The 288-nt window shown below is 70.5% G+C and carries 1 protein-coding gene; it reads left to right on the top strand.

What is annotated here, in order from left to right; all coding sequences use genetic code 11:
- Positions 1-288: hypothetical protein (locus tag QN345_RS20120; RefSeq protein ID WP_323509252.1), on the top strand; the 288-nt coding region annotated here is incomplete at both ends.

Here is a 288-nt window from a genome sequence, read left to right as displayed (position 1 = left end):
TGCAGGCGAGCGGGCTGGCCGGCGCAACGGATGCCTCTGGCGGCGCTACCCCGACGGGCGGAGCCTCCGAGACGGCCGGGCCCGCCGCATCCGCCGGAAACCTGCTCGGGGTCTTCGACCAACCCGAATTCGTGCCCGACGACACCACGCCCGCCCTCGGCGGCGAGTACACGTCGGTGCACAGCCTTTTCGGACCGGTCCTCGAAACGGGACTGCCGTACAGCGTCTTCGCGGCACGGCTCCGTGACGACCAATACTGCCTGATCCTCCGCAACGCCGACCTCACCG

The sequence above is a fragment of the Cryobacterium sp. 10I1 genome (assembly GCF_035019805.1).
Lineage (GTDB): Bacteria > Actinomycetota > Actinomycetes > Actinomycetales > Microbacteriaceae > Cryobacterium > Cryobacterium glucosi.
This window is presented reverse-complemented; position numbering and strand designations above follow the sequence as displayed.